18 protein-coding genes and 1 riboswitch are annotated in these 21,275 nt (G+C 43.3%); of the genes, 11 read left to right on the plus strand and 7 right to left on the minus strand.

Annotation, left to right across the window (positions count from 1 at the left end; all coding sequences use genetic code 11):
• Positions 1 to 38: 38 nt before the first annotated feature.
• From bioB to ACJROX_RS09410, 3 genes are all read right to left on the minus strand, one after another.
• Positions 39 to 1,031 (minus strand): biotin synthase BioB, encoded by a 993-nt coding sequence (gene bioB / locus ACJROX_RS09400; protein WP_408010495.1) that lies wholly within the window; start codon positions 1,029 to 1,031, stop codon positions 39 to 41.
• 15 nt (positions 1,032 to 1,046) lie between these two features.
• Entirely contained in the window at positions 1,047 to 1,625 is a 579-nt protein-coding gene (locus ACJROX_RS09405; protein ID WP_408010496.1) for a biotin transporter BioY, read from the minus strand.
• A gap of 235 nt (positions 1,626 to 1,860) precedes the next feature.
• Positions 1,861 to 2,724, minus strand: coding sequence for a LysR family transcriptional regulator (locus tag ACJROX_RS09410; protein WP_408010497.1), 864 nt, complete (start codon positions 2,722 to 2,724; stop codon positions 1,861 to 1,863).
• 107 nt (positions 2,725 to 2,831) lie between these two features.
• Here ACJROX_RS09410 and ACJROX_RS09415 point away from each other — a divergent pair, with 107 nt between their 5' ends.
• Positions 2,832 to 4,145, plus strand: coding sequence for an MFS transporter (locus ACJROX_RS09415; RefSeq protein ID WP_408010498.1), 1,314 nt, complete (start codon positions 2,832 to 2,834; stop codon positions 4,143 to 4,145).
• 23 nt (positions 4,146 to 4,168) lie between these two features.
• Positions 4,169 to 4,774 (plus strand): class I SAM-dependent methyltransferase, encoded by a 606-nt coding sequence (locus ACJROX_RS09420; protein ID WP_408010499.1) that lies wholly within the window; start codon positions 4,169 to 4,171, stop codon positions 4,772 to 4,774.
• A 114-nt stretch (positions 4,775 to 4,888) separates the two neighbouring features.
• Here the strand turns inward: ACJROX_RS09420 and ACJROX_RS09425 are convergent, their stop codons facing one another.
• The 3 genes from ACJROX_RS09425 to ACJROX_RS09435 form a co-directional block, all read right to left on the minus strand.
• Complete coding sequence (locus ACJROX_RS09425; RefSeq protein WP_408010500.1) at positions 4,889 to 5,632, minus strand: DUF4396 domain-containing protein; 744 nt, start codon at positions 5,630 to 5,632, stop codon at positions 4,889 to 4,891.
• 111 nt (positions 5,633 to 5,743) lie between these two features.
• Positions 5,744 to 7,672 carry an LTA synthase family protein gene (locus ACJROX_RS09430; protein ID WP_408010501.1) on the minus strand — a complete coding sequence of 643 codons (1,929 nt, stop codon included), beginning with the start codon at positions 7,670 to 7,672 and terminating at the stop codon, positions 5,744 to 5,746.
• 196 nt (positions 7,673 to 7,868) lie between these two features.
• Positions 7,869 to 8,441, minus strand: a complete 573-nt coding sequence (locus ACJROX_RS09435; RefSeq protein WP_408010502.1) for a TIGR00730 family Rossman fold protein — start codon at positions 8,439 to 8,441, stop codon at positions 7,869 to 7,871.
• 166 nt (positions 8,442 to 8,607) lie between these two features.
• Here ACJROX_RS09435 and ACJROX_RS09440 point away from each other — a divergent pair, with 166 nt between their 5' ends.
• The gene (locus ACJROX_RS09440; RefSeq protein ID WP_408010503.1) at positions 8,608 to 9,171 is read left to right on the plus strand and encodes a beta-class carbonic anhydrase; all 564 of its coding nucleotides are present in this window, start codon (positions 8,608 to 8,610) and stop codon (positions 9,169 to 9,171) included.
• 127 nt (positions 9,172 to 9,298) lie between these two features.
• Here the strand turns inward: ACJROX_RS09440 and ACJROX_RS09445 are convergent, their stop codons facing one another.
• Positions 9,299 to 10,102: an MBL fold metallo-hydrolase gene (locus ACJROX_RS09445; protein ID WP_408010504.1), complete on the minus strand. Its 804-nt coding sequence runs from the start codon at positions 10,100 to 10,102 to the stop codon at positions 9,299 to 9,301.
• An 828-nt stretch (positions 10,103 to 10,930) separates the two neighbouring features.
• Positions 10,931 to 11,080, plus strand: a riboswitch (cyclic di-AMP (ydaO/yuaA leader).
• 127 nt (positions 11,081 to 11,207) lie between these two features.
• On the opposite strand from ACJROX_RS09445, the gene ACJROX_RS09450 reads away from it, so the two are divergent.
• The 8 genes from ACJROX_RS09450 (at position 11,208) to ACJROX_RS09485 (ending at position 21,254) form a co-directional block, all read left to right on the plus strand.
• Positions 11,208 to 11,873: a potassium channel family protein gene (locus ACJROX_RS09450; RefSeq protein ID WP_408010505.1), complete on the plus strand. Its 666-nt coding sequence runs from the start codon at positions 11,208 to 11,210 to the stop codon at positions 11,871 to 11,873.
• A 2-nt stretch (positions 11,874 to 11,875) separates the two neighbouring features.
• Positions 11,876 to 13,204: a TrkH family potassium uptake protein gene (locus ACJROX_RS09455; RefSeq protein ID WP_408010506.1), complete on the plus strand. Its 1,329-nt coding sequence runs from the start codon at positions 11,876 to 11,878 to the stop codon at positions 13,202 to 13,204.
• A gap of 279 nt (positions 13,205 to 13,483) precedes the next feature.
• Positions 13,484 to 14,836 carry an aspartate aminotransferase family protein gene (locus tag ACJROX_RS09460; RefSeq protein WP_408010507.1) on the plus strand — a complete coding sequence of 451 codons (1,353 nt, stop codon included), beginning with the start codon at positions 13,484 to 13,486 and terminating at the stop codon, positions 14,834 to 14,836.
• 4 nt (positions 14,837 to 14,840) lie between these two features.
• Positions 14,841 to 16,394, plus strand: coding sequence for a pyridoxal phosphate-dependent decarboxylase family protein (locus tag ACJROX_RS09465; protein ID WP_408010508.1), 1,554 nt, complete (start codon positions 14,841 to 14,843; stop codon positions 16,392 to 16,394).
• Positions 16,391 to 18,172 carry an IucA/IucC family protein gene (locus ACJROX_RS09470; protein WP_408010509.1) on the plus strand — a complete coding sequence of 594 codons (1,782 nt, stop codon included), beginning with the start codon at positions 16,391 to 16,393 and terminating at the stop codon, positions 18,170 to 18,172. Before ACJROX_RS09465 ends, ACJROX_RS09470 begins: the two co-directional genes overlap by 4 nt.
• Before the next feature lie 22 nt (positions 18,173 to 18,194).
• On the plus strand, positions 18,195 to 18,758 hold the full coding sequence (locus ACJROX_RS09475) for a GNAT family N-acetyltransferase (RefSeq protein WP_408011620.1): 564 nt from the start codon (positions 18,195 to 18,197) through the stop codon (positions 18,756 to 18,758).
• Complete coding sequence (locus tag ACJROX_RS09480) at positions 18,721 to 20,067, plus strand: lysine N(6)-hydroxylase/L-ornithine N(5)-oxygenase family protein (protein WP_408010510.1); 1,347 nt, start codon at positions 18,721 to 18,723, stop codon at positions 20,065 to 20,067. Before ACJROX_RS09475 ends, ACJROX_RS09480 begins: the two co-directional genes overlap by 38 nt.
• The gene (locus tag ACJROX_RS09485; protein WP_408010511.1) at positions 20,046 to 21,254 is read left to right on the plus strand and encodes an MFS transporter; all 1,209 of its coding nucleotides are present in this window, start codon (positions 20,046 to 20,048) and stop codon (positions 21,252 to 21,254) included. The genes ACJROX_RS09480 and ACJROX_RS09485 overlap by 22 nt, the downstream gene beginning before the upstream one ends.
• Positions 21,255 to 21,275: the final 21 nt, after the last annotated feature.

The following is a 21,275-nucleotide window of genomic DNA, read 5'->3' on the forward strand; positions in this document are numbered from 1 at the left end:
AAGTTGTTATGAAATCTTTTTGGAGAGAGGCGTAATGATCACTTAACGGGCACTTTGACGTAATCGATTTCAAAGCCGAGATCCTCTAACATTTCGTGATCCTTTGTACTGTCCTGACCTGCTGTAGTCAGGTAGTCACCGACAAAGATCGAGTTGGCTGCATATAAACCGAGTGGCTGAAGGCTTCGTAAATTCACTTCACGTCCGCCCGATATCCGGATTTCTTTCGTCGGGTTGATGAAGCGGAACAGCGCCAGCACCTTAAGGCAGTGTCTAGGATCGAGCTCGTGAGTGCCTTCCAAGGGGGTGCCATCAATCGCGTGCAAGAAGTTGACCGGAATGGAGTCTGCATCAAGAACTTTCAAGTTTCGGGCGACATCGACGACTTCTTGTTTCGTTTCTTTCATGCCCACGATCACACCTGAACATGGTGAGATGCCAGCTTCTTTCGCAATATTGACAGTAGAGACACGATCATCATATGTATGGGAAGTTGTGATGTTTTCGTGATTCGTTTCAGCTGTATTCAAGTTATGATTATAGCGATCTACCCCAGCCGCCTTCAATCTTGCCGCCTGCTCAGGTTTCAAAATACCAAGGCACGCACAAATTTTCAAATTGTAATTCTCTTTTATTTCTTCAACTGCGGATACGACGGTATCGACATCGCGGTTCGTCGGACCACGACCGCTGGCAACAATGCAATATGTCCCGACATTCATTTTATGAGCTTGTTCTGCCCCGTTCAGAAGGGTTTGTTTTTCGACCATCGGATAAGAGTCGATGGGTGCTTTTGAAACGATCGATTGAGCACAATATCCGCAGTTTTCAGGGCATAAGCCGGATTTAGCATTCATGATCATATTGAGCTTCACTTTATTCCCATAGTAGGTCTTCCGGATTTGATAAGCTGCATAGAGTAAAAGCAAAAGTTCTTCATCAGGTGCTTCCAAAATAGATAAAGCTTCATCATCGGTAATTTCTCCGCCACCGATTACACGGTCTGCAAGGTCATTCCACTTCGTTGTCATATTAACACTCCTCTTTTATGCCGCTGATTTTTTAATTGTACGAGTGGTCTTCGAAAGAGTACGGTTGAGTCTTGGTGCAATCAGTCCTGCACAAACTGATAAAATGATGTCTTTCGGAAGGGGTGCAAGCATCCATGCCCAAGCCATTTTGTACGTGAATCCTTCAGGAGCAGCCGTCCAAACCTTCATCGCTACATACATCCAGTTTGTACCGGCTATGTAGTTTATCGCCATACCGACCAAGGCTGCAACCATGTATCTCTGCTTGCTGGAATTCGATTCAACGATTTTGCCAGCTACATAGGCTACTAGAATAAAAGAAAGGATGAACCCGAACGTCGGTTTCAGGAGCATGCCGAATCCACCGCTGAATTGGGCGAATACTGGTGCTCCTACCAGTCCGAGCAAGGCGTAAACGGTCATCGAAATCGCACCAAGACGACTTCCTAGAATCAAGCCGGTCAAAACACTGAAAAAGGTTTGTAAGGTTATTGGTACACTCCCGATTACAAGTAAAGAGGTCAGGTTCGCTCCGACCGCCATGAGGGCCGCAAATACAGCAGCAAGTGTAATATCAATCGGTTTCAGTTTCATAAAAGTCTCCCCCAAATCATAGTTGTCTCTCTAGTAGAATATAAGGAAACCAAGAAAATATGTCAACTCAAAAATAATATAGGTTAACAATATAGTGGTGCATGGGTATTTGTAGAATAATTTCTATGGTGGAGGTGTTTTAATAGATGAACGAAAAGCGTAATAAGCGGATTTTTTGGGAAGTGGTTAATGAAAGGACTTAGACTTAGGTGGTTGACCCACCACCTAAGCCTTTTCAAGAAGGGACGACTTCTTCAACCAATTTGCCCTTTGTTCGATAATGTTGGATCATTTCAAAGACGAGATCGGATTTGGTGACAAAGTGGAGTGTTCTCTTAAGAGCAGCAGGCTCCAAGCGGCGGTAAACGACACCATGATGCTGGACATGTTCGGCCTGGATTTCCGGTATGAATGATAGTCCGATTCCTTCTGCCGTATAACCGAGGATCGTTTCATAAGGCGTTTCGAGTGCCAGTTGAAATGAAATTCCATTTTCCTTAAACATGTTTTCTATTTTTAGGCGTGTTTCACAAGGGATCAGCGGAAGGATGATTTTTTCCTCATCAAGGTCATCAAGGTTGATCAGAGGTTTGCGAGCGAATGGATGATCGCTAGGAATCGCCACTAAGTATTCTTCCTCAAAAAGTGTCAGAGCACGGATTCCATCCCCTTCTTCAAAATCCTGAATGAACGCACCATCAATTTCACCTTTTTGAAGGGACTCCAATAATTGGGTGCTTCTGCTTTCTAGCACCGTAAACAGTTGATGGGATTTCATCTGTTTTGCGATTTTCGGAAAATAATAGGATGCCAGGGTCGGCAAGGAACCGAATCGAAACGTAGTGGGATTGATGGTTTCGCAAATGACAGAATTGAGTTGTTCGACTAACGGCCCGATTTTCGTAAGAAAGAGCCTTCCTTGTTCAGTAAGCCTGATGCCTATATTCGTCCGGATCATCAGAGTTTGGTTCAATGATTTTTCAAGCTGTTTCAATTGTTTGCTCAGCGCTGGCTGCGAGATGAAGAGACTGTTTGCGGCCTTTGACATGCTGCCTTTTTCGGCAACTTCAATAAAAAAACGCAACTGTTGTAAGGTCATCTGAACCACCTTCCTGGTTATAACGATTTGTTATATCAATTATATCATAATGATTATTCCGAGAGTCGGAATTTTGAATTAATATGAGGTTAGATGGGGGTGATATGATGAAGGGACCAGAAACAATCAGTGAGCAAGGACAGCAAACAGCTTATAACAAAAGAATACATTACGCATGGATCATCCTTGCCCTGGCATTCCTGACACTTTTGACCATACAGGGGATCCGTTTATCATTCGGTGCTTTTATTGAACCTTGGGAATCTTTTTTCCAGTCGAACCGTGGATTGATATCCATGGTCGGGATGGTCAGCTATATCATATTCGGTATTTCCCAACCAGTGGTCGGAAGAATTATCGATCATGTCGGTCCTCGAACGATCTTTGTTGGCAGTGTGATATTCGTCGGGACGGCAATGTTCATGACGGCATTTGCACATCACCCTTGGCAATTATTCCTTTTATATGGAATCATCGCATCAATCGGTTTTGGCGGTGCCTCGCAAGTAGCTGGAACTGTCGTCATTTCAAACTGGTTTCAGAAAAAACGCGGCCTGGCACTAGGTATTTTGTCTGCTGGGACGGCTGCAGGACAGTTATTGATCGTCCCATCAACACTCAATTTCATCAGCTGGACCACGTGGCAGACGACCGTGTTATCGTATGGATTGTTCTTGATGCTGATTTTCCTGCCATTGCTCGTGTTTTTCATCAAAAACCGGCCAGCTGAAATGGACTTGCAACCCTATGGGTATACAGTCAAAAGACCTGCTAAAACCGTTCAAATGCCAATTCGTGCAACAGGGACGTTCGTTTTCCTCAAAGTGCTGAAAAAGAAGGAGTTTTGGTTTTTGATGCTCCCTTTCTTCGTTTGCGGTGTAACGACAAGCGGGTTGATCGATACCCACTTGATTCCATTTTCAAAGCATCATGGTGTCTCGAATGCGGTCATCAGTTGGACGATCGGGCTATTAGCTGCATTCAATTTTGCAGGGACGATCACGTCAGGGTATTTTTCGGATAAGTGGGATTGCAGGAAGATGCTAGGTTTCTTATATGGAATTCGTGGTATGACATTGGTGTTGCTTCTCATCATCGGAGGTTTTTCAGATTTAGCGGTATTCTTTCATCATAACCCGGCAATGTTGATGTTTTTTGGCATTTCGTTTGGAATCGTCGACTTTTCCACGGTTGCCCCGACGATCAAGCTTGCTACAGAGTATTTTAAAACCTACAGTATCGGTCTTGTGGTAGGTGGTTTGTTTCTCAGTCACCAGATTGGTGCAGCGCTCGGTTCTTACTTGCCAGGAATGTTATACGACATGATGGGGAATTACCAGCAATCAATCATATATGCGATCATCATTCTTGTCGCAGCTGCAGTAATGAGCTTCCTGCTGCCAAATCCTGAAAACAGTTGATGAATAAGGAAGGGGGCGTATGATTGGATAAAAACGCTCACATTGGAAAATTCGATAAGCAAGCCAAAAAATATGAAAAGCTGCAAAAGAAAGATCCTACAGCAAAATTCCGGAAAAGGATCATTCCTGATGCAGAGGGAAAGACCCTGGAGGTTGCGATCGGCACCGGGCTGAACCTCCCTTATTATAAAAATGTAACCGAATTGACAGGGGTCGATTTCAGTTCAGAAATGCTTAATGCAGCTAGTAAGGCCATTAATTCCTATCCATTCACGATAGATTTGAAACAGGCAGATGTCGAAACGATCAATTTTGAAGAGAACAGCTTCGATACGATTGTTTCTTCCTTATCATTCTGCTCCTATGAAAACCCGGTGGAAGTGTTGAACCGCTTTCAGAGATGGTGTAAGCCGGACGGAAAAGTCTTGATGCTCGAGCATGGGAAAAGTACGAATCGAATTTTAAGAGGGATCCAAAAAGGAATCGATCGGATAGCATATAAAATGATCGGTTGCCATCAGGCTCGTGATATTCTTGGGTTTGTGGAGGAATCTCCACTGGAAGTCATGAAAATGGAAAGAGCTCTGGCTGGTTTTATGTATTTCATATGGGCAAGACCACAAAAATAGGAGGGGCTGTCCCAAACATAGTGCCAGACACTATCAGCACAACATTTTGTGTTTTTTCTCAAAATGTTATTAGGAACAGTGAGAGTCAGACACTTTTGGGTCAGCCCTTTTCCATTACATACTTTTAATGCCTTTTTTGACTAAGAGCCAGTTTGCTGGGAAACTGGATGCTGTTCCAAGTATCATTGCGATCTGCATCATGAACCAATAGGTCACCGTATCTGGTTTAGGCGGTTCTGTGAATAAGTAAAAATGAACGATGGCCATCCATCCAAACATACCGACTTCAAATGCGAGCAAGGCAAATGTATCTGCTTTAATCGCTTTTATCAATCCTGTTTTCCAACTAATATCATGTCCCATCTTTCTGCTCATTGGTACGATTGAAAAGACTTGGAAGAAGATCCCGAAAAGATATGCGAGAATGAATTCAACGGTGTAATGTGAAAATAGCACTGAACCAGCAATCGTCAAACCGGTCATTGTTACAATCGGCACACCAATAGCATCACCGAAAGCACATCCACTGGAACAATGACTTGTTGAAACGAATACCCCTTGCCAACGAGGTTTATCCCCATGCATCTTTTCGTGATCATCCACATTATCGCTTTTCTTCCTGGAATCGTTTTGATGCTCCGTTTGTTTTACCCTGCCGATTTTCCAATAAGCATATACCCCAAGAGGACCCAGGTATAGCCCGTTGATTGGCCATACGATATTCATGATCCCCATCGGTTGAGGATTTTTGACTACATCAATAAGGATGAAGAGAGCAGACAAAATTCCTAAAGTAACTGCAAAATACGAAAATACGGTTAAAAAAATGACAGATCCCTCCAAGAAAGCATGTCTCATAAAAAATACCCCATATGAGTATTCGGTAAACGGATAAAATCTCAAGAGGTTCCGATCGGCCAAAAAAGAAACCTGCCTTCATCATCTGAAAGCAGATCTTAACTTTAGAGTTTATTGTGTTTGATCCTTGCTGTAATCATAATCTGAAGGGTCTACAGGCTTGAATCCTTTTGGTTTGTAAAAACGCAAGAGGTCACTATAGACAATGTTATCTGATAACTCCAGCTCTTTTCTTCCGAATTCAACAGCATCTTTACAATATTTATTCTCCACAGCTTTACCGCTCGGATTTTCATAGCATTTATCATTGACGGATGAATATTCCGGCGTCATCACGTCACCGTTACGGAACGGGACGATTTCCCGATGCTCTGGTGAGAGCAGGTCAGACCCGAATGATAAAAATGGTTCATCTTCTATTCCGAGTAGATGTAATACTGTCGGACGAACGTCGACTTGCCCGCCATATTCATGGACTTGTTTTCCTTTTACACCCGGAATGTGAATATAAAGCGGCACTCTTTGAAGCTGTGCATTTTTATATGGTGTGATCGGTTCTCCTATCAATTGTTCCATCGCTTTGTTATGGTTTGTAGAAATTCCATAATGGTCGCCATACATGACAATCATGGTGTTATCATACAATCCAGCTTCCTTCAGATCATTGAAAAACTGTTCAACAGCCTGGTCTGTATAATGTACGGTCTGATAATATCCGTTCACAACTTCATCTTCCGTCTCTGGCGTTGGAAAGTCGACATCTCCTTCATGCGTTTTAAATGGGAAATGGTTCGACAATGTGATCATTTTTGCATGGAAAGGTTGTTCCAGATTTTTAAGATAAGGAATAGACTCTTCGAAAAACGGTTTATCCTTCAATCCATAGTTGATGACATCTTCATTATTCATGTCATAATACGCAGAGTCGAAAAATTTCTCGATTCCATATGCTTTGTAGATCTGGTCCCGGTTCCAGAATGTTTTGGTATTTCCATGGAAGGACGACGTCGTGTATCCATGCTGGTTTAAAATGGCAGGTTGAGATTGGTACGTATTTTGCGCCTTCTCCATAGAAACGGCCCCACTCGGTAATGGGAAAAGGGAATTGGCCATCATGAATTCTGCGTCTGATGTTTTCCCTTGACCTACCTGGTGGAAGAAATTATCAAAATAGAACGTATTCGGATCCTTCGTAAGGTTATTCAGGAATGGTGTTACTTCCTGCCCGTTGATTTTTTCATCGATGACGAATGTCTGTAAAGATTCCAAAGAAATATAGATGACGTTCATATCTTTTGCTGCACCGAAATAATTTTCATTCGGTGGTGTCTGATTCGCCTTGATGAATTCCTTGGCTTCGGACAAATCATCACTGCTCGCCATCGCACGTTGCGTTGATGATTTTGCCGTTACGATTGCATCGTAGATTTGATAATTGTATTGTCCGATATATTTCACAAGATAGTTCCGGTCGAATGAACGTGTAAGCAATTGCGGCCGGTCAGTTTCTGCCAAACCAAGGTTTGCAGAGAAAATCAGAATAGCCGAAACGAAAACCAACCCGATTTTTTTCCTTGAAATAGGTGCTTGGTGTTCGATGATCTTGAAGAGTGCCAAACCTAGCAAAATGAATGTGTCTGTAAAATAAAGCACATCTGTAAACTTCATAAGCGCTAGAGCACTGTCACCTAATTCGCCAGTACTATTTGTGTGAAGCACAGTCGGAAGCGTAATGAAATCATTGAAAAATCGGTAATAAGCTACATTGGCGTACAAAAGGATCGACAATAGAAAATTGATTAGCAGGATCGCCCTTATTCTCTTTTTACCAGCCATCAATAAGGCGATTCCAAAGAAGAATAGGGCTGAGCTGATCGGATTTATGAACAATAGGAATGATTGCAGTGCATTTTTGATTTCCAGTTTAAATTCAATATGGTAAACGACATAGGTCTTTAGCCAAAATAGAATGACCGCGACGAAAAAGAATGAATAGGGTTTATTGAAAAAATCTTTCCAATTCTTATTCACTTGTATCATTAAATTCACCCACTAAGATGTTTTTCGAATGTAAATAAATAATACCCATTGATGATGGGGTATAAACAGGCTGTCGCCTTGCATTCAACATTGATCCCATCTTAAAGTTATTTCGTATGTACTGCTGGAAAAATGAGTGTATGGAAAAAAATGAAAAAAGAAGGACTGGAAGTGATCCTTCAGCAGCTGGTGGTCTTCAGTCCCATTTATCAATTGGCGTGACTTCCTGCTCATTCAACCGGTTTAATAGTATTTCAGCCTCTTCTTCAATGACAGTTTGCTCAAGGTGCTGCTTTTTGACGAAGCCTTCCTTATACATATGCTGAAGCATTTGATATAGTGGATCGTAATAATGGTCGATATTGAAGAGCCCAAGCGGCTTTAAGTGATAACCTAGCTGGTTCCACGTCATGACCTCGAACATTTCTTCCATCGTCCCGATTCCACCAGGAAGGGCAATGAACCCATCTGCGAGCTGATACATAAGAGCTTTCCGTTCATGCATCGTATCGACGACTTTCAGATCTGACAACTCCAAATGTTCAACTTGCTCATTTATTTTTCGCGGAATGATACCGGTCGCTTTTCCGCCGGTGCTCATTACAGCATGGGCGAGTTCTCCCATCAATCCTGAGTTGCCGCCTCCGTATACGAGCTCAATTCCGTTCTGTGCCAATAAGGTACCTAACTTTTCAACGTTCTCCTGATAAACCGGGCTCGTCCCGAAACTGGATCCACAAAATACACAAATAGATGAAAACTTGTACATATCGTTTGTACCCCCTTCGAACAGTTACAAATGATTATTCTATCATATAAAAAAATTGGCGTTATAAGAACAAGATTCGGAGTAGACCTTTGAAATTCCTCTAGATAACTTATATATTAGTTATAAGTGGGTTTTGACTAATCTTATTGGAGAGAGGGGCTTTTTAATGCAACTATTAGATGAAATTCTGAACTATAATGAATCTTTCGTAGAAGAAAAAGCTTATGAACCTTATCAAACATCAAACCTTCCAGACAAACGGATGGTTGTTGTTTCTTGTATGGATACAAGATTGGTTGAACTGTTGCCACGTTCGATGAACTTGCGCAATGGTGATTTCAAATTGATCAAGAACGCTGGGGCAATCATTTCCCATCCATTTGGAAGTGTAATGAGGAGTATACTCGTCGCCGTTTATGAATTGAATGCGGATGAAGTTTTTGTGATCGGTCACCACCAATGCGGTATGAGTAATATTGAACCCCAAAAAATGATCGGCCACTTCAAAGAACGTGGGATTTCGGATGACACCATCAATACTTTGAAGCATTCCGGTCTTGACCTTGAAAAATGGTTGAGTGGCTTCAGCAGTGTTGAAGAAAGTGTGAGAAATAGTGTGGAAATGGTACGCAATCACCCCCTGTTGCCTGATGACATTCCAGTGCACGGGCTAGTAATCGCACCAGACACCGGAAAATTGGATCTCGTCGTTGATGGATATGACAGATGATCAAGACTAAGGGCTGAACACCAATGTGTTCAGCCTTTTTAATGTATTATCCCGACGAATGAGCGTATAACGCTACAATTTCAAGATTATCCCGAAGACTCCGGAATTATCTTAAAAACGGAATCGATCAAATCAAACAAGGCTCATCTTGAATGATCGACCGTACGATATGTTTCGAGTCCCACTCATTTTTTGAGACTTCTTTAATCGGTGATTCCTTTGGATATAGCTGTTTATCAATTTCTTCGATGGAACAGCCTTTCTCATGGAGACGTTTGATGGTTTGACTCATCTCCATCAGGTAATCCAGCTTCAACTGCAGCATTTCTTTTCCGTTCGGGACATATCCTGCATGAGCACAATACATTTCTTTTACGTCATATGACAAAACAGTGCGGATCGAGTCCATCAAAGTCGGAACTGACTCTTGCCACATACACACTTTCGGTCTCGGCGTGACGAACAGATCCCCTGAAAAAAGGATGCCCGTCTCTTCGTTGAAGAAGGCGAGGTGGTCACGTGAATGTCCTGGAGTATGGATCGCTTCCCAGGTATAGCTATCTGACTGAACGCTCGTTCGTAAAGGTCTCGACTGAAATGCCCTTCTCGGCCCCCAGAATTCTTGGCGGTAATCAGGATAGACGCCATCTTTTTTACATAATTCAATTGACATTGGATGGATATACAATGGCACACCAAGTTCGCTCTCAACCCAGCTTGCATTCCCTGTGTGGTCTTCATGGAAATGAGTCAATACGACGGAACGTATATCTTTCGACTCCAGAAAAGGCAGTATTTCATCCTGACAGCTGTTTGGTCCGGTATCGACAAGCATCCCATCGAAATAGTAAAGGTGATAGTTCAAATACATATGACCAGCGGTTGCTTTTACATGCAGACTTTCTACGTCTCCGTGTGTTGATGTCTTCAAAAATCTTACCTTCTTTCCCTCTGTTATGATTAAAATACTTAAATGAGTTAACAGCTTCTTCTATACACTTCCATAGACATGAGGAAATTCCTTTAATCGAAAAGATCCAGCGGACGACATAACTCCATCATTCAACTATATATAGAGAGGAAATGAACGTTCCGGTTAGTAAATCAAAGTTATTTAAGATAAATAATTAAATATGAAGTGAAATGGCGGTATTTGGCCTTAAATGATCCTTTACAGCATATGTAAGACAGGAGTAATATAAGGGACATCTTAAATATAGTAGTTGATTTTAGCGAAATTCCCGAAACTCCAGCCGGAAAAGTGAGCCAGGCAAGACCACGCACTCTTTAAAAAGGCTCTTCGACTATAATAATGAACTTCGACTAAATACCACCACGTCCTATGGTGAACGTCGAAGTCAGTACATCCTGTACAAGTACGTCCTGCGCCTGCGGTTACTCGGCGCAAAACTACAAGGATGGAAATTAATCCATGGTCTTATGGTGAACGTCGAAGCCGGCATAAGGAAAGCTCCTAAGAATTCTCATCGTAGACATGAAAATGATTTCATTTTTGTGTTGAGTCCATGTGCAAGAGTGGGGACTTGCGGAAAGGCTAATTCAGAGAAGTAATGTCTAGCTCAGCGACCAGTCACTTGGATCACTTCAGAATTCCTGCGGCGGCAACTGCCTCCTCGTCAGTCTTCCATTGACCTACGTGACTAAGCGTGGTCGCTTCCGCTTTTTTAAGCCCGCGGAAAGGGAGGAAGATCGTAAATATCAACAATAAAGTTTAAAAGAGCTTAAAATAAAGTGTTTCTTATTCTTATCGCTGAATTCGTTAATGGAGCGGGGGACCCGATTTCACGTGGCGGACGTCACTTGGGGTGAATCCTTTGTTAGAAAGGTAGGGCGACTCTTTACGCCCGAATCCGACAGCTAACCTCGTAAGCGTGTGAAGAGAGGATGATGAACGTGATCAAAAACAATGACCACGGGTATTCTGCCTCTGTGGTTTTTTGTATGCATTAATTTCATCATAACACTTTGATAAATGTAGCATTATAAGGATAACAGCTATGAAGGGGAAATCGTATATGGCCAACACTCAAAAACAAATCGGTTTAATCGGACTAGGAAACTTTGGAGGAAGCTTATGTAAGGAATTTGCAGATTTGAATGCTGAAATTCTTGCGATCGACAGGAATGCCGATAAAGTGGACGCCTATTCTTCTATTGCGACACATACTGTAGTCGCTGATTCAACTGACGAAGGAGTCTTGAAATCTCTAGGTATCCGCAACTTCGATCTCGTCATCGTCTCACTTGGTGATGACATCCAGTCAAGTATTCTGACGACCCTCGTTTTAAAAGAGATTGGAGTCAAAACGGTTTGGGCCAAAGCTCAATCCAAATATCACCGGATGGTATTAGAAAAAATAGGAGCAGACCGGATCATCCATCCTGAGAGGGATATCGCCAAACGGCTAGCTCACCATGTTGTTTCAGAAAAAATCATCGACTACATCGAGTTATCACCTGATCATAGTATCGTAGAACTGAGCGCTACAAGAAAAGTGAACGGAAAATCCCTGGGTGAGCTAGGGATACGTTCTAAATATGGATGCAATATCGTCGGCATCAAAAAAGGAATCGAAATCATCGTTTCCCCGGCTGCAGATGTCCGGTTGGAAGAAGGGGATACGTTGATCGTCATAGGGTCTAATAAGAATTTAAACCGGTTTGAGGAGAAAGGTTTGTAGAAATGAGAAGATTTCTAACGAATGTCAAACTAACTCCACCTCAGTTTTTAGTCTTCGTATTTCTTGGATTCATCCTTTTAGGGACTTTCCTTTTGAAGATCCCGTTTGCTAGTACTGAACCTATAAGTTGGGTGGATGCTCTGTTTACATCGACATCCGCCATGACGGTGACAGGGCTGATTACTGTCGATACAGGAACTGCTTTTACTGTGTTCGGAGAATGCGTGATCATGTTGTTGATCCAAGTTGGCGGTCTTGGAATCATGTCTTTTGCGATTTTGATCTTCATGATGATTGGGAAAAAAATCGGTATGAGACAAAGGATGTATGTCCAACAAGCACTGAATCAGACAACGATTGGCGGAGTCATCCTGCTCGTCAAAAGGCTTTTTGTTTTTTCAATTATTAGTGAATTAATCGCCGTCATACTCTTGACGATCAGATGGGCTCCTGAAATGGGCTTGGGTCAAGGTTTATATGCAAGCGTATTCCATGCTATTTCTGCTTTCAATAACGCTGGCTTTTCAATCTGGTCTGATAGTTTGATGGGTTTTGTTGGAGATCCGGTGGTCAATCTCATTATCACATTCTTATTCATTACGGGTGGTATTGGATTTACGGTATTAACTGATTTATGGGCCGAGAAAGAATTCCGGCACTTGAGTCTCCATACGAGATTGATGCTCATCGGTTCATTGATCATCAATGTGTTTGCCTTCCTGATCATTTTCATTTTCGAGTACAATAACCCTGCAACCCTGGGGCCGTTATCATCAGGTGAAAAAATTCTCGCTTCTTATTTCCAAGCTGTCACACCACGAACGGCAGGATTCAACACGTTGGATATCGGAAGTATGGAAGACTCTTCAATCATACTCATGCTCCTACTAATGTTTGTTGGAGGTGGGAGTGCTTCTACTGCTGGGGGGATAAAGCTGACAACCTTCTTGATCATCTGTTTCGCTGTCTATACTTTTTTAAGAGGAAAATATGAAATCGTCATTTGGAAGAGAACCATCGATCCTCACCTTTTATTAAAGGCATTGGCAATTGCTACGATAGGCCTTGCGTTTATTTTTACAGCCATCCTGTTGTTAAGTATTACCGAAAGGCATACTTCAATGCTTCCACTGATATTTGAGGTATTTTCCGCTTTCGGAACGGTAGGGTTGTCAATGGGGGTGACAGGTGAGCTTACAGCCATCGGAAAGGTCATTATCATTTTGATCATGTTCATAGGCAAAATAGGTCCGCTGACATTAGCATTCTCATTGGCAAGACAAAGTACTGAAAAAATAAGATACCCTAGAGGAGATATTCTTGCAGGATAATTGATAAATTGATGGGTCTTTAGTCTTAGTTATGATATCTGATGAAAAAATTTGATACTGAGAAGTGATAAGCACTGTCCTGACGGGCAGTGCTTTTTTATGTTGTATGTTTCGTGTGTAGGTTAATTGGACCTTAAGAATCAATAAAACAAGTTTCAGAACCCCCGAACATAATGAGAATAGTTCTCAAGTATGATTGACGATGATAATCATTTTCAATTAGTGTGGGGTTATCGCAAATGAAAATCATTATCAATAAGATCAGAAAGGAAGATTTAGATGACAGTAATGGAAAAGACTTCAAATAGATTTTTATTAGAACAACAAGAACGTCGGGAATCGAATGCAAGATCCTACCCTCGAAGGATACCGATCGCCATTGAAGAAGCGGAGGGGATTTTCGTTACAGATGTTGAGGGGAAACGCTACTATGATTGCCTTGCAGGTGCAGGGACACTGGCCCTTGGGCATAATCACCCGATCGTAATTAAAGCGTTGGAACAGGTAATCCGGGATAAAAGACCTTTACATACTTTGGATCTCACTACTCCTGTTAAAGAAGAGTTTGTGAATGAGATCTTTTCATCTCTTCCGGACGATATGAGAGACAGAGCGAAGATCCAATTTTGCGGTCCAACTGGCGGAGATGCGATTGAAGCTGCATTGAAGCTTGTGAAAACCGCGACTGGAAGAAGTTCGATCCTTTCCTTCCATGGTGGATATCATGGTTCAACACATGGAACGATGGCGATCAGCGGGAACCTGGGGCCGAAAGAACATGTTCAAGGTTTAATGCCGAATGTACATTTTCTTCCTTACCCATACGTGTATCGTTGTCCATTCGGAGTAAAAGGCGAAGACGGACATAGAATCAGCAGTCAATATATCGAGAACCTCCTGGATGATCCTGAGAGCGGCATTTTGCCTCCAGCAGCGATGATCTTGGAAGTCGTCCAAGGGGAGGGCGGATCGGTTCCGGCACCTATAGAATGGCTTCAAGAAATGAGACGGATAACGAAAGAAAGGGGCATACCTTTGATCATCGATGAAATCCAAACCGGTATCGGGCGGACGGGTAAATTCTTTGCTTTCGAACATGCCGGAATCGTACCTGATGTCATCGTGCTATCGAAAGCGATCGGGGGGAGCCTGCCATTATCAGTCGTGATTTATGATAAAGATCTCGATCAATGGGGACCTGGCGCACATATCGGAACGTTCAGAGGGAACCAGATGGCAATGGCCGCCGGTACAGCAACCCTCCAATACATCAAAGAAAACAACCTCTCAGAACATGCAGATCGTATGGGGGACAAGCTCCAAGCTATGCTTAAAGAATTGCAGAAAAAGTACCCGGAAATCGGTGATGTTCGGGGACGCGGTTTGATGATAGGAGCCGAAATGGTCGACCCCGCAGAAACACAGGCATCGAATGGAAGTCACGCGGCCAACCCGGAACTGGCAAGCCGGATCCAACGTGAATGCTTCAACCGTGGTCTCATTCTCGAGGTCGGAGGCCGTCATGGATGTGTCGTCCGGATTTTACCGCCGCTGATCATTACAGAACAACAAGTCGATGAAGTGGCTGCAATTTTCAAGAATGCAGTAACAGCTGTACTTGGAGAACGGTGATTCGATGATTACAAAAGTAATGAAACCTACATCCTTTCAATTTGAAGATACAGACAACCTTACAAATGATTTCGATCCATTCTTTTTCCATGGGGAAGGAGCAGGGGTGGCTGCCTACAGCCATGCAAGCCAGCTGGTGACCGAGAAGTTGATCGAGGCGTTTACAGATCAATCAAAACCTTACATCGGAAAAGCACCTGAAGACATCAGGCGTGAGATCCAAAGGCTCCAACTTGTAAAGGAAAATGGAGAATCTTTATATGAACTACTGGAGGATATCCAAGAACCTCTTCTAAAAAGCAATATCAATATCAGCAATACTAAAAGTATCGCGCACTTGCACTGTCCGCCTTTACTGCCGGCCTTAGCAGCTGAAATGATCATCAGCGCGTTCAATCAGTCGATGGATTCCTGGGATCAGAGTACAGCCGCTACATATTTGGAACATGAGCTGATACGCTGGCTGCTTCCGAAGTTCGGGTTTGGAGGACAGGCTGATGGCACCTTTACGAGCGGAGGAACACAATCGAATTATATGGGATTGCTTCTTGCAAGGGACCATTATTGTTGGAAGCAATGGGGTCATCATGTTCAAAAGGAAGGACTGCCGGAACAGGCTAATCGATTGAGGATCCTATGCTCTGAGCATGCTCATTTTACGGTGAAAAAGTCAGCATCACAGCTTGGTTTAGGCGAAAATGCGGTTATCGTCATCAAAACGGATGATCTGCAGCAAATTTGTATGAACGATCTCGAAGAAAAATTAACAGCTCTTGAAGAAAACGGATTATTGCCTTTCGCACTCGTCGCAACATGTGGAACGACTGATTTCGGCAGTATCGATCCAATGATAGAGATGGGGCAGGTTGCTGAGCGATATGGGCTCTGGTTCCATGTGGATGCAGCATATGGCGGGGCTTTGATCCTCAGCCACAGTCATTTTCAAAAGCTGACTGGTATTGAACAGGCTGACTCGATCACCGTCGATTTTCACAAGCTTTTCTATCAACCGATCAGCTGTGGCGCATTCCTTGTCAAAGATAAGCGTTCATTCCAGTATATCCAGCACCATGCAGACTATTTGAATCCGAGTGAGGATGAAGAGAATGGTATTCTTCACCTAGTAACGAAATCAACTCAGACGACGAGACGATTCGATGCTCTGAAGCTGATGATGTCCTTACGGATGATTGGGACGAAAACATTCGGTGACATGATCGATCATACGTTCAAGCTTGCCAAACAGACTGCAGATGAGCTTTATCTTCGTCCTGGTTTCAGGATCCTTAACCGGAATCCAGTTTTGAACACAGTCGTATTCCGATATGAACCGCTTGATGGAAAAGGACTTGACTTGGATTTGCTCAATAAAAAAATTCAACAAACGCTGTTCGAGAGCGGTGAGGCAATCATGGCGAAAACCACTGTTGAGGGAGAGATCTTTTTGAAATTCACTTTGTTGAATCCTAGAACGACACTGAATGACATCAAGGATATTCTTACATTGATTGAACAATATGGACAAATGTACTCAAGTAAACGGGGGTTGAACCATTGAAAAATTATAAAACTATTGCAGAACAAGCCACGATGCAAAGTTTTCTGAATTGCTATCTGAGGGAGACGGGAAATTTTGAAGAAGTAGCTGACCAAACGATTCTCCAATCGATCGAAAAAGAAGCAGAGCGTACGATCAAATGTGTGCTCCAGCATCAAGCAGTAGAATTGATCATCCCGGTCAAATACTGGTCTCTTACAGGCCGGCACATATTCACTTTTCCAATCCATTACCGTCATGAAGGCAGTCAGACGCTTAGAATCATCGATTACATCACGCTTGTTTCATTGATCACAAAAGAATTGTTGATCGAACAGAACCGGGAGTATGCCGTAGATGAATTCATGCTGCGGGTCATTCTAAGCTGCCGCAATGTCACAAAATACGTGGAAGAACGTGCGTTGGATGCAGACCAATTGTCCGATGCGAATTTCAGCTATATTGAATCAGAACAGTCGTTGTTGTTCGGACATTTGCTGCATCCGTCATCAAAAAGCAAGCAGGGGATTTCAGAGAAAGAAGAGCATCTGTATTCCCCTGAGCTCAAGGGTGAGTTTCAACTGCATTACTTCCGGGCGGATCCATCGATTGTCGCACAGGACTCTAGTTTGGATGAAAGTGCCGCAGCCATTGTAAAACGGGAATTGAAGGAATCGGCTGAGTTACACCGACTTCAAGGGAAGGAAGACGATCTCTTCATCCCGACGCATCCGCTACAGGCGAAACATCTGATTGAAAAGGAAAATGTACAATCCCTCATGGATAGACGATTGCTCGAATATATCGGTCCGTTAGGAAAAAAGTATACGGCTACATCGTCTTTCCGGACAGTTTACAGTAAAGATTCGAAGTATATGTTCAAGTTTTCTGTCCCGATCAAAATCACGAATTCATTGCGTGTCAGCCAGAAGAAAGAGCTTGACCGCGGAGTTGAAGTTTCGAGAGTGCTAGCCACGAAAGTAGGTCAGGATTTACGGGAACGATTTGATCATTTCCATATCATTGAGGATCCAGCTTACTTGAATCTGGATCTGGAGGGGGATTCTACTGGCTTTGAAGTCATCATCCGGGAAAACCCCTTCTATGAAAAAGATCAAAACACGAGTTTGATAGCGGGATTATGTCAGGATCATGCCTATGGCGGCAAAATGAGGATCCAAGCCATCGTGGAGGAAATCGCGAGACGTGAAGACCGGAGCACGGAAGAAGTGAGCATGAATTGGTTCGACCGGTATCTATCAATTTCCTTGGATCCGATTCTCTGGCTCTATGAAACATACGGAATCGCATTGGAAGCCCATCAGCAGAATTCGGTCCTCCAATTGGACGACGGTTATCCTCGGACTTTCTATTATCGTGACAATCAGGGCTATTACTACAGCGAATCGAAGGCTGATCTACTAGTAGCACAGCTTCCTGATCTGAATCGTAAAAGCAATACCATCTGCTCGGATGAAGTGGCAGAAGAAAGGCTTCGCTACTATTTCCTCATCAATCACCTGTTCGGGCTTATCAACAGTTTTGGCGTCAGTGGCTTGATAGGCGAGGAAAAGCTTTTACAGATTCTAAGATCACGACTTGAAAAACATATTGAAAAAGGAACTGCTGTTGGGTTCATCGACAGTCTGATCAATGTGCCAGTCTTACCTTGCAAAGCGAATCTGTTGACGCGTTTCCACGATATGGATGAGCTTGTCGGTTCTCTGGAAACGCAATCCGTCTATACGATGATCGGAAATCCAATCGTACAGGAGGTTGAACTTGCTTATGAGAGGTAGCTACCACTACTTCGATTCAAGGATCGAAAAAGAAATCTCTTTTGAAAAGGTCGATTATGACCGGGATCTCGAACTCATTCACAAATGGATGAATGAACCGCATGTCATTCCGTTCTGGCAGCTTGATTATCCAATTGAAAAATTTTCACAGCATTTACAGGAAGCGTTGGCTGATGAGCATCAAATGCTGTTGTTAGGAAGTCTAGATGGGGTGCCGATGAGCTACTGGGAATCCTATTGGGCCAAAGGGGATGTCGTAGAAAAAAGTTATGAAGCGGATACATTTGATCAGGGCATCCACCTGTTGATCGGAGACCCTGATTATCTTGGGAAAGGTTATTCGTTACCGATGCTTGAAGCAATCATTGAATATCAGTTCCAAGTACCTGAGACGCCGAAGATCATCGCAGAGCCTGATATCCGGAATGAAAAAATGATCCATGTGTTTGAGCGATGCAGTTTCGAACGGGTAAAACCGATTGAACTTCCTGATAAAACAGGATTGTTGATGTTCTGTCATCGAGACGTGTTTGAAAGGAGGCGGCAACATGACCGTCACGACAAAAGACTCCAAGCCCATACATGATGCCATCGGTATCGGGATCGGACCGTTCAACCTTGGTATGGGTGCGCTTTTAGAAGAGGTTCCGGAGATTGATGCGTTGTTTTTTGAACGTAAGCATGAATTCGATTGGCATCCAGGGATGCTGCTCGATGGGACGACACTCCAGGTCCCATTCTTTGCTGACCTGGTGAGTATGGCGGATGTCCGGAGCAAATACAGCTTTCTCCATTATCTGCAGGAGCATGAACGGATGTACAATTTTTATTTCTTAGAAAAGTTCCATATCCCCCGGAAAGAGTACAACCATTATTGCAAGTGGGTGTCAAATCAACTCGATACATGCCGGTTCGGAAGGTCAGTTGAAAATGTTCAGGTCCTTGTAGAAAATGGTGAGCAGATTTACGAGGTGGAAGTCTTGAACATGAGTGACCATACGAAGGAGACTTACCGGGCCCGCCACCTGTTGATCGGGATCGGTACGTCACCATCAGTTCCATCTTTCATGAAGGAGCATCTCGGGGATACTGTCTTCCATTCCTCCCAGTTCCTGAATCATAAGGACCGGTGCCTAGAAGCGGAAGCCATAACGGTGATCGGTTCAGGCCAGAGTGCTGCAGAGGTATTTTATGATCTTGCGAAAGAACAGGGACATAAAGGATATTCGCTGGACTGGTTCACCCGTTCGAAAGGATTCTTCCCGATGGAGTATTCCAAGCTTGGACTTGAATATTTTTCACCGGATTACACTGATTTCTTCTACAAGCTGCCACAGTATAAGAAGGACAAGCTGATACAGGAACAGGATCTCCTCTATAAAGGAATCAGCACAGATACGATTGCGGAAATCTATGATCTGCTCTATGAGCGTACTGTAGGTGAAGAACAGCCTGACATCCGTTTGCAGGCGATGACGGAAGCATCAGACATCAAGCGTATAGGTGATCGGTGGGAGCTGGAGTTTATCCACAGGTTGACGGAAGAATCATTTGTAAAAAAATCAGATATCGTCATTCTCGGCACAGGTTATCAACCGACCGTGCCAGGATTTTTAGAGGGGCTTCACCATCTGATTGATTGGGATGAGCATGGACGCTATCAAATCCAACAAAATTACGAATTGAAAATGAACCAACCGATGAATAATAAAATCTTCATCCAGAACGGCGAATTGCATACTCATGGCGTCGGCGCACCGGATTTGGGATTAGGAGCTCATCGGAATGCGGTCATCATCAATTCGCTGGTTGGACGGGAAGTTTATCCAATAAGGACGAAAAATGTGTTCCAGACATTCGGATTGGAAGCGTCATGTATGCCGGCCAACGTTTAAATACTATCATCCTGTTCAGTTGTATCTTCCTGTTTGTCGGAACAGAGGTATTATTATCGCCATTCTATCCGCAATTCTTTGAAAAAGTATTCGGGATTGACGATTTGAGCTTCACAGGTATGTATGTTTTTTTATGCCGCCTGACCGTCGTATTGATTTCTCCGATTTGGGGACTGCTCGCAAAACGGTTTGATGCCAAAAGTTTGCTGCTGATCGGTCAGACCGGCACGGCATTAGCTTGCGTCCTTATGGCAATGTCACAGACAGAACAGCAATTTCTCATTTTTTCAATCTGCCTGTTGGTTTTTAAAAGCAGTTACTTATTGCTGTACACGATTCTGATCCAGCATGCTGGGAAGGCGAAAAAGCGTGTGACCGGGCTTTATCACGCTGTTTTCCAGTCGTCAGTGGTTGTGGCTACTCTGGCAAGCAGCTGGGTGATCCAATTGGATGATCCGCTCGTCGTCTTCTGGTGGGCAGCAGCATTGGATGCCATCCAAGCGATAGTTTGCTTTCTCGTTTTCAGTAGGATGAGTGCTTTCGTTGCTGTTGCGAAAGAGCCAGAAGCAATCAGAAAACGGGTAACTGGCTTCGGCTTTCTTATAAAAATGGCCATGATCATTTTTACGCTGCATTTTTCAGTCACCCTTGTACGACCATTTTTCACGTTATTTTCGGAGCAGGAGCTTCATACATCCGTGTTTTCAAGCAGCTTGCTGTTCCTTGTGCCGAGTATCATGGCGGTGGCGGCTGCACCGTTGATCATAAAATGCAGGACAGAAAAGCTGTCGTCCTTGTATAAAATTGCAGGGATTATACTCGCAGTCAGTCTCCTTTTCCAAGGGATCGTGACCAGTTTGCCGCTATTCGTGTTGTTCAGGTGTCTGTTCGGGTTGGCACTGGCAATATGCCAGGCAAGCTTGGAAATCGTCCTATTCCAACGAGGCGGCAATGTCCACTATCAATACGGGATCATGTCTGCCTTTCAAAATATAGGGCTGTTGCTTGCGCCGTTAGCTGCGACATTTCTAGTAAATAACTACACTTTACAACATCCGTTCCTATATGCAAGTGTGGCTATCGCGGTTCATTTAGCTCTTGTATTAATGACCATCTACAGTAAGACCGGAATACAAGAGGAGGAAAAGATCGTAGCTGAACAAGAGAAACAACGTTATGTTGGATAACAAATAAGAAAGTAGGGATAA

The organism is Pseudalkalibacillus sp. A8, from assembly GCF_045920555.1.
In the GTDB taxonomy this organism is placed as follows: Bacteria; Bacillota; Bacilli; order Bacillales; family Fictibacillaceae; genus Pseudalkalibacillus.

Excerpts from the sequence above, each read along its gene's own strand:
- ACJROX_RS09410 (WP_408010497.1), bottom strand. The coding sequence starts at position 2,724 with ATGACCTTACAACAGTTGCGTTTTTTTATTGAAGTTGCCGAAAAAGGC.
- ACJROX_RS09425 (WP_408010500.1), bottom strand. The coding sequence starts at position 5,632 with ATGAGACATGCTTTCTTGGAGGGATCTGTCATTTTTTTAACCGTATTT.
- ACJROX_RS09440 (WP_408010503.1), top strand. The coding sequence starts at position 8,608 with ATGCAACTATTAGATGAAATTCTGAACTATAATGAATCTTTCGTAGAA.
- ACJROX_RS09430 (WP_408010501.1), bottom strand. The coding sequence starts at position 7,672 with ATGATACAAGTGAATAAGAATTGGAAAGATTTTTTCAATAAACCCTAT.
- ACJROX_RS09465 (WP_408010508.1), top strand. The coding sequence starts at position 14,841 with ATGATTACAAAAGTAATGAAACCTACATCCTTTCAATTTGAAGATACA.
- ACJROX_RS09460 (WP_408010507.1), top strand. The coding sequence starts at position 13,484 with ATGACAGTAATGGAAAAGACTTCAAATAGATTTTTATTAGAACAACAA.
- bioB (WP_408010495.1), bottom strand. The coding sequence starts at position 1,031 with ATGACAACGAAGTGGAATGACCTTGCAGACCGTGTAATCGGTGGCGGA.
- ACJROX_RS09405 (WP_408010496.1), bottom strand. The coding sequence starts at position 1,625 with ATGAAACTGAAACCGATTGATATTACACTTGCTGCTGTATTTGCGGCC.
- ACJROX_RS09485 (WP_408010511.1), top strand. The coding sequence starts at position 20,046 with ATGTATGCCGGCCAACGTTTAAATACTATCATCCTGTTCAGTTGTATC.
- ACJROX_RS09435 (WP_408010502.1), bottom strand. The coding sequence starts at position 8,441 with ATGTACAAGTTTTCATCTATTTGTGTATTTTGTGGATCCAGTTTCGGG.
- ACJROX_RS09450 (WP_408010505.1), top strand. The coding sequence starts at position 11,208 with ATGGCCAACACTCAAAAACAAATCGGTTTAATCGGACTAGGAAACTTT.
- ACJROX_RS09415 (WP_408010498.1), top strand. The coding sequence starts at position 2,832 with ATGAAGGGACCAGAAACAATCAGTGAGCAAGGACAGCAAACAGCTTAT.
- ACJROX_RS09455 (WP_408010506.1), top strand. The coding sequence starts at position 11,876 with ATGAGAAGATTTCTAACGAATGTCAAACTAACTCCACCTCAGTTTTTA.
- ACJROX_RS09480 (WP_408010510.1), top strand. The coding sequence starts at position 18,721 with ATGACCGTCACGACAAAAGACTCCAAGCCCATACATGATGCCATCGGT.